Raw genomic sequence first — 6,519 nt, forward strand, 5'->3', positions numbered from 1 at the left:
CCTCCTCCGTCGCGCCGGGGATAATCGACCTCGTGAGCGACGACGAGCAGACCCCCAGCACCACCGGCGGCGGCCCGGCCGGCGACCCGACCGGCGGGACTCCTGCCGGGCCGCAGCCCGAAGAGATCCGTTTCTTCGGCACGACCTGGGTCGACCACAGCGGCGCCTACACGCTGCGCCGCGTCGGCCTGGCCGCCGGCTCGCTGGCCGCCGCCGTCGCGGCCTGCTTCGTGCTGCGCTTCGCGTACCAGGGCCTGGAGATCGCGGACGTCGGTGGCATCGTCAACATGCTGGTCGTCATCATGTTCGCGGTCTGCAGCGCCATCGCCTTCCGCAAGACCTGGGAGGGCTTCGGCCGCCGGCCCACCGACCCGGCCCGCGAGGAGTCCCTGCGCAGCCTGAAAGCGATCGGCTTCATCGGCTCGCTCCTCGCCTACTGCGCCCGCTGCTTCGTCGAGGCCCCGGGCGAGAAGCTCCGCCGCGCCGAGTACGACACGGCCCGCGCCCAGTACGAGAAGCGCCGCGGCACCCGTACGGGCAACCCGGCCGCCCGCAAGAAGCCCAAGCGCAGGTAGCCCGAGCACAAGCTGCGCGAGCGCAAGCTCCCGAGAGCCGGCGGCCGGTCGGCGACAGCCCCCGCGAGATCCCTTCTCGCGGGGGCTTCGTCGTTCCCTCCCGTGCCCCCTCACGACCGAACGCCGGAGCCGCCGGGTGCTTGACGGCCGATACCGCCGGGAGCACTATTCATCACATGATGAATTACCCGGCGGGTGAGGCCGCCACCCAGGCCACAGCCAGGTCCGACACCGACGGCACCACGCCCGGCTCACCCCCGGCCCAGCCGGCCGACGCCCCCGCCGCAGCGATCGCCGCACACGGACTCACCACCGTCCGAGGCGACCGCACCGTCCTGCGCGGCCTCGACTTCACCGTCCACGCCGGCCGCATCACCGGCCTCCTCGGCCCCTCGGGCTGCGGAAAGACCACCCTGATGCGCGCGATCGTCGGCACCCAGGCCAAGGTCGACGGCACCCTCCAGGTCCTCGGCCGCCCCGCCGGCGACCCCACCCTCCGCTCCCGCATCGGCTACGTCACCCAGGCCCCCTCCGTCTACGACGACCTCACCGTCCGCCAGAACCTCGACTACTTCGCCGCCGTCCTGTTCCCCGGCCGCGGCCACCGCCAGGAACGCCGCGCCACCGTCGACCGGGCCATCGACGACGTCGACCTCGCCTCGCACGCCGACTCCCTCGCCGGCCGCCTCTCCGGAGGCCAGCGCAGCCGCGTCTCCCTCGCCGTCGCCCTCCTCGGCACCCCGGAACTCCTGGTCCTCGACGAACCCACCGTCGGCCTCGACCCCGTCCTCCGCCGCGACCTCTGGAACCTCTTCCACCAGATCGCCACCGACCGCGGCACGACCCTCCTCGTCTCCTCCCACGTGATGGACGAGGCCGAACGCTGCCACCGCCTCCTCCTCATGCGCGAGGGCGAGATCCTCGCCGACGACACCCCCGAGGCCCTCCGCCGCCGCAACGACACCGCCACCGTCGAAGAGGCCTTCCTCCGCCTCGTCGACGCCGCCGCCGCCCGAGCCACCCACGAGGAGCCCCGGCCATGAGCCCCGCCCGCACCCTCGCCACCGCCGCCCGCGTCCTGCGTCAGCTGCGCCACGACCCGCGCTCGATCGCCCTGATGCTCCTCGTGCCCTGCGTGATGCTCTTCCTGCTGCGGTTCGTCTTCGACGGAAGCCCGGGCACCTTCGACACCATCGGCGCCTCACTGCTCGGCATCTTCCCGCTCATCACGATGTTCCTGGTGACCTCCATCGCGACCCTCCGCGAACGCACCTCCGGCACCCTCGAACGCCTCCTCGCCATGCCCCTCGGCAAGGCCGACCTCATCGCCGGCTACGCCCTCGCCTTCGGACTCCTCGCCGTCGTCCAGTCCGCCCTCGCCACCGGGCTCGCCGTCCGGTTCCTCGGCCTCGACGTCATCGGCTCCCCCTGGCTCCTCCTCCTGGTCGCCCTCCTCGACGCCCTCCTCGGCACCGCCCTCGGCCTCTTCGTCTCCGCCTTCGCCGCCTCCGAGTTCCAGGCCGTCCAGTTCATGCCGGCCGTGATCTTCCCCCAGCTGCTCCTCTGCGGACTCTTCACCCCACGCGACCGCATGGCCCCCGTCCTCGAAGCGATCTCCGACGTCCTGCCCATGTCGTACGCCGTCGACGGCATGAACCAGGTCCTCCGACACCCCGACGTCACCGGCGACTTCGTCCGCGACGCCCTCGTCGTCGCGGGCTGCGCCCTCCTCGTCCTCGGCCTCGGCGCGGCCACCCTCCGCCGCCACACCGCGTGACCGCCCCTCGGACACCCGCACACCACCCGGCCCGCCGGTGCGAGGATGACGACACGTACCCCCCTCCGGCGAGGTGAACAGAGCCATGACCCAGACCGTCGCAGTCCTCGGCACAGGCAAGATCGGTGAAGCGCTCCTCAGCGGCATGATCCGCGCCGGCTGGCGCCCCGCGAACCTCCTGGTCACCGCCCGCCGCTCCGAGCGCGCCGAGGAGCTCCACGCCCGCTACGGCGTCGAGACCGTCACCAACGCCGAGGCCGCCAAGCGCGCCGACACCCTCATCCTGGCCGTCAAGCCCCAGGACATGGGCCGGCTCCTCGACGAGCTCGCCCCCCACGTCGCCGCCGACCGCCTGATCATCAGCGCCGCCGCCGGCATCCCCACCTCCTTCATCGAGGACCGCCTCACCACCGGCACCCCCGTCGTCCGCGTCATGCCCAACACCCCCGTCCTGGTCGACGAAGGCATGTCCGTCATCTCGGCCGGCAGCCACGCCACCCCCGCGCACCTCGCCCACACCGAGGAGATCTTCGGCGGCGTCGGCAAGACCCTCCGCGTCCCCGAGTCCCAGCAGGACGCCGCCACCGCCCTCTCCGGCTCCGGCCCGGCGTACTTCTACTTCCTCGTCGAGGCCATGACCGACGCCGGGATCCTCCTCGGCCTGCCCCGCGCCCAGGCCCACGACCTGATCGTCCAGGCCGCCATCGGCGCCGCCGTGATGCTCCGCGACAGCGGCGAACACCCGGTCAAGCTCCGCGAGGCCGTCACCTCCCCGGCCGGCACCACCATCAGCGCCATCCGGGAGCTGGAGAACCACGGCGTCCGCGCCGCCCTCATCGCCGCCCTCGAAGCCGCCCGCGACCGCAGCCGCGAACTCGCCTCCGGCAACAGCTGACCCCCGAGGTCACCGGACCCCGACGGACGCCCCCTTCACGACCTCCTCCGTCGTCACGACCTTCGCGAACCGTCCCCCGTGCAGGGACACGGCCGTCGCCTGTGACAGCTCGTCCGCGCTCCGCGACCAGCCGAACGGCCCCTCCAGATCGAACGTGTGCATCGCGTCCAGCGGGAACACCACCTCGTACCCGAGGTTCCCGCCCATCCGCGCCGTGGTCTCGTTGCACATGTTCGTCTGGATCCCGACGATCACGATCTGCACCACGTCCAGCCCGGTCAGCCACCCGTCCAGCGACGGCTGCCCGTAGAAGGCGGAGTTCACGGTCTTCGTCACCAGCACCTCAGGACCACCGCCCTTGCCGCGCCGCTCCTCGACGAAGTCCTTGAAGTCGTTCCCCTCGTACCCCACCCGCAGCGGCGAACGCGACCCCTCCACCGAGTCGTGCCGCACGAACGCGACCGGCCGTCCCGTCTCCTGCCACACATCGATCAGAGCCGCGATGTTCCCCTCCGCGGCCGGATTGTTCCGCTTCCCCCAGAACTCCTCCTCGAAGCCCTTCTGCACGTCGATGACTACCAGCGCTGCGTTCTCGGCGATCTCCATGCCCACGATCCTGCCGCCTACCGATCCCTTCTCCCAGAGGGGTGAATGACAGCGATCGATGGTTTACTGCCATCCATGCCGCCCGTGTCGCAGACCCCCACGCCACGCCCCCAGCGCATCGCCCTCCTCGCCTTCCCGGGCATCCGCGCCTTCGACGTCTCCGTCATCACCGAGGTCTGGGGCAGCGACCGCACCCTCCGCGGCGTCCCGCCCTTCGAACTCCGCAGGGCGGCCACCGACCCGGAGACCCCCCTCCCCCTGCGCGGCGGCCTCTCGCTCACCCCCGATCGCCCGCTCAGCTGGCTCGACGACCTCACCCCCACCGACCTGGTCCTCGTCCCCGGCATCGAGGACCCCGACGCAGACGTCCCGACCCCGGTCCTCGACGCCCTCCGCCGCGCCCACACCGCGGGCACCCCGGTCGCCTCGCTCTGCGCCGGCGCGTTCGTCCTCGCCCGCGCCGGACTCCTCGACGGCCGCCGCGCCGTCACCCACTGGCACCTCGCCGCGACGCTCGCCGACCGCCACCCCGCGATCCAGGTCGAACCCGACGCCCTCTTCGTCGAGGACTCCGGCGTCTGGACCTCCGCCGGCACCGCCGCCGGAATCGACCTCTGCCTCCACCTCGTCCGCACCGCCCACGGAGCCGAAGCCGCCGCCGCCATCGCCCGCGCGATGGTCACCGCCCCCTTCCGCACCGGCACCCAGGCCCAGTTCATCGAGCACCCCACCCCCCGCGCCGACCGCGACGCCGACGCCCTGGCCGACATCCGCGCCCACGCCCTCGCCCACCTCGACGAGCCCCACACCGTCGCGACCCTGGCCGCCCGCGCCGGCATGTCGCCCCGCTCCTTCGCCCGCCACTTCCAGGCCACCACCGGAACCACCCCCCTGCACTGGCTCATCACCCAGCGCGTCGCCGCCGCCCAGAAACTCCTCGAACTCACCGACCACCCCCTCCCCGAGGTGGCCCGCCGCGCGGGCTTCGGCAGCGAGGTCACGATGCGCCAGCACTTCGCCTCGCACCTCGCCACCAGCCCACGCGACTACCGCAACGCGTTCCGTCACCCCGCGGGCAACAGCCCGATCGCCCGATAGGCCCGGTCCACCAACGGCCGCGCCGTCTCCCGGGCCCGCTGGGCCCCGTCCCGTAGCACCTGATCCACATGGCCGGGGTCCGCCGCGAGCTCGGCATGCCGCTCCCGCAGGGGCCTCAGCAGCTCGACGACCGCGTCCGCCGTGTCCTTCTTCAACGATCCGTACGTTTCATATGCACCGGCCAGCGCCTCGGGGTTCCCACCCGTCGCGGCGGCCAGCAGATCGAGGAGATTCGCGACGCCCGGCCTGCCCTCCCGGTCGTACTCCACATCCCGCCCGCTGTCGGTCACGGCCCGCATGATCTTCCGCCGCACGGTCTCCGCGTCGTCGAGCAGATAGACGATCCCGGCCCCGTTCGCGTGCGACTTCCCCATCTTCGACGTGGGGTCCTGAAGGTCCATGACCCGCGCCGCCACCTCGGGCCTCGTCGCCCGAGGCACCGTGAACGTGTGCCCGTACCGCTGGTTGAACCGCACCGCCAGATCCCGCGTGAGCTCCACATGCTGCGTCTGGTCCTCACCCACCGGCACCTCGTCGGTCCCATAGGCCAGGATGTCCGCCGCCATCAGCACCGGATACGTCAGCAGAGACAGCCGCACGCTCTGGCCCGCGGCCCGCGCCTGGACGCTCTTCTCCTTGTACTGGATCATCCGCCGCAGCTCGCCGTCGGTGGCGGTGCACTCGAGCAGGTACGACAGCCGCGCGTGCTCGTCCACATGACTCTGTACGAACAAGGTGCACCGCTTCGGATCGAGCCCCGCCGCCAGCAACAGCGTGGCCGCCTGCCGACTGAGCCGCCGCACCCGCGCCGGATCGTGCTCCACGGTCAGCGCGTGCAGATCGACGACGCTGAACAGCGCCTCCGCCCGGTGCTGGTCGACCTCGGCCCACCGCCGTACGGCCCCGAGGTAGTTGCCCAGCGTCAGATGCCCGGTCGGCTTGACCCCGCTGAAGATCCTCGTCATCGCGTTCGTTCTCCCTCTTCTCCTGAGCGCCGACCCGGCGGCCGGCTCCCGGAGGGGGATACACGAACGGCCGCCGAGTCGGCGGCCGCTTGCTGCATGCGCGAGTGGTGGGCCGCCGTCAGGCGGCCCACCACTGGGTGGTGTGCGCACGCGTAGTCATACGCCGAGAGTACGCCCAAGGACCGGGGTTGACACGGGATTGACGGATCCGTAAGGTTCTCCGAGTTGTCCGACGTGAGCACCGACCCCGGTCGGCCCCGGACAGCCATCCCGCAAGATCCACAGAAGCTGATGGTGCTTTGCCGCGCCGTTCTGCTTTCCGTGCGTTTTTGCGAAATGAGGAATCCGCGTTCGAAAGCTGAGCGCAGCCGCCCGATTAGCGTCGGAGGCAGGGAATCCGCTAAAGTCTCACTCGTCGGAACGGCCCAACAGCCGGAAAGACAAACCCCGCTGACTGGGAATCAGACGCCGAAAGGATCTGATAGAGTCGGAAACGCAAGACCGAAGAGAAGCCCGGAGGAAAGCCCGAGAGGGTGAGTACAAAGGAAGCGTCCGTTCCTTGAGAACTCAACAGCGTGCCAAAAATCAACGCCAGATTAGTTG

Annotated in this window: 8 protein-coding genes; 5 read left to right on the forward strand and 3 right to left on the reverse strand. The window is 71.3% G+C overall.

Annotated features, from left to right (window positions below):
* The first annotated feature begins 32 nt into the window (after positions 1 to 32).
* The 4 genes from ACIP8Z_RS23800 (at position 33) to proC (ending at position 3,247) form a co-directional block, all read left to right on the forward strand.
* A complete protein-coding gene (locus ACIP8Z_RS23800; protein WP_402086473.1) occupies positions 33 to 575 on the forward strand; it encodes a hypothetical protein in 543 nt (180 codons plus the stop codon).
* Between the two features lie 176 nt (positions 576 to 751).
* Positions 752 to 1,618 carry an ABC transporter ATP-binding protein gene (locus ACIP8Z_RS23805; RefSeq protein ID WP_402086476.1) on the forward strand — a complete coding sequence of 289 codons (867 nt, stop codon included), beginning with the start codon at positions 752 to 754 and terminating at the stop codon, positions 1,616 to 1,618.
* On the forward strand, positions 1,615 to 2,352 hold the full coding sequence (locus tag ACIP8Z_RS23810) for an ABC transporter permease (protein WP_402086479.1): 738 nt from the start codon (positions 1,615 to 1,617) through the stop codon (positions 2,350 to 2,352). Before ACIP8Z_RS23805 ends, ACIP8Z_RS23810 begins: the two co-directional genes overlap by 4 nt.
* Positions 2,353 to 2,437: 85 nt before the next feature.
* Positions 2,438 to 3,247, forward strand: coding sequence for a pyrroline-5-carboxylate reductase (gene proC, locus ACIP8Z_RS23815; RefSeq protein WP_187621621.1), 810 nt, complete (start codon positions 2,438 to 2,440; stop codon positions 3,245 to 3,247).
* A gap of 9 nt (positions 3,248 to 3,256) precedes the next feature.
* Here the strand turns inward: proC and ACIP8Z_RS23820 are convergent, their stop codons facing one another.
* Positions 3,257 to 3,853 (reverse strand): cysteine hydrolase family protein, encoded by a 597-nt coding sequence (locus tag ACIP8Z_RS23820; RefSeq protein WP_402086481.1) that lies wholly within the window; start codon positions 3,851 to 3,853, stop codon positions 3,257 to 3,259.
* A gap of 75 nt (positions 3,854 to 3,928) precedes the next feature.
* Here ACIP8Z_RS23820 and ACIP8Z_RS23825 point away from each other — a divergent pair, with 75 nt between their 5' ends.
* Positions 3,929 to 4,951 carry a GlxA family transcriptional regulator gene (locus tag ACIP8Z_RS23825; RefSeq protein WP_402086483.1) on the forward strand — a complete coding sequence of 341 codons (1,023 nt, stop codon included), beginning with the start codon at positions 3,929 to 3,931 and terminating at the stop codon, positions 4,949 to 4,951.
* Here ACIP8Z_RS23825 and trpS read toward each other — a convergent pair.
* A complete protein-coding gene (gene trpS / locus ACIP8Z_RS23830) occupies positions 4,918 to 5,916 on the reverse strand; it encodes a tryptophan--tRNA ligase (RefSeq protein ID WP_402086486.1) in 999 nt (332 codons plus the stop codon). The two genes, ACIP8Z_RS23825 and trpS, sit on opposite strands and share 34 nt — an antisense overlap.
* Before the next feature lie 400 nt (positions 5,917 to 6,316).
* The coding region (locus tag ACIP8Z_RS23835; RefSeq protein ID WP_402086489.1) for a hypothetical protein at positions 6,317 to 6,519 on the reverse strand (203 nt) is incomplete at its 5' end.

Source organism: Streptomyces sp. NPDC088553, from assembly GCF_044752965.1.
Classification (GTDB): Bacteria; Actinomycetota; Actinomycetes; order Streptomycetales; family Streptomycetaceae; genus Streptomyces.

Coding starts and splice junctions, on each gene's coding strand:
- ACIP8Z_RS23805 (WP_402086476.1), top strand. CDS start 752: ATGATGAATTACCCGGCGGGTGAGGCCGCCACCCAGGCCACAGCCAGG.
- ACIP8Z_RS23810 (WP_402086479.1), top strand. CDS start 1,615: ATGAGCCCCGCCCGCACCCTCGCCACCGCCGCCCGCGTCCTGCGTCAG.
- proC (WP_187621621.1), top strand. CDS start 2,438: ATGACCCAGACCGTCGCAGTCCTCGGCACAGGCAAGATCGGTGAAGCG.
- ACIP8Z_RS23820 (WP_402086481.1), bottom strand. CDS start 3,853: ATGGAGATCGCCGAGAACGCAGCGCTGGTAGTCATCGACGTGCAGAAG.
- ACIP8Z_RS23825 (WP_402086483.1), top strand. CDS start 3,929: ATGCCGCCCGTGTCGCAGACCCCCACGCCACGCCCCCAGCGCATCGCC.
- trpS (WP_402086486.1), bottom strand. CDS start 5,916: ATGACGAGGATCTTCAGCGGGGTCAAGCCGACCGGGCATCTGACGCTG.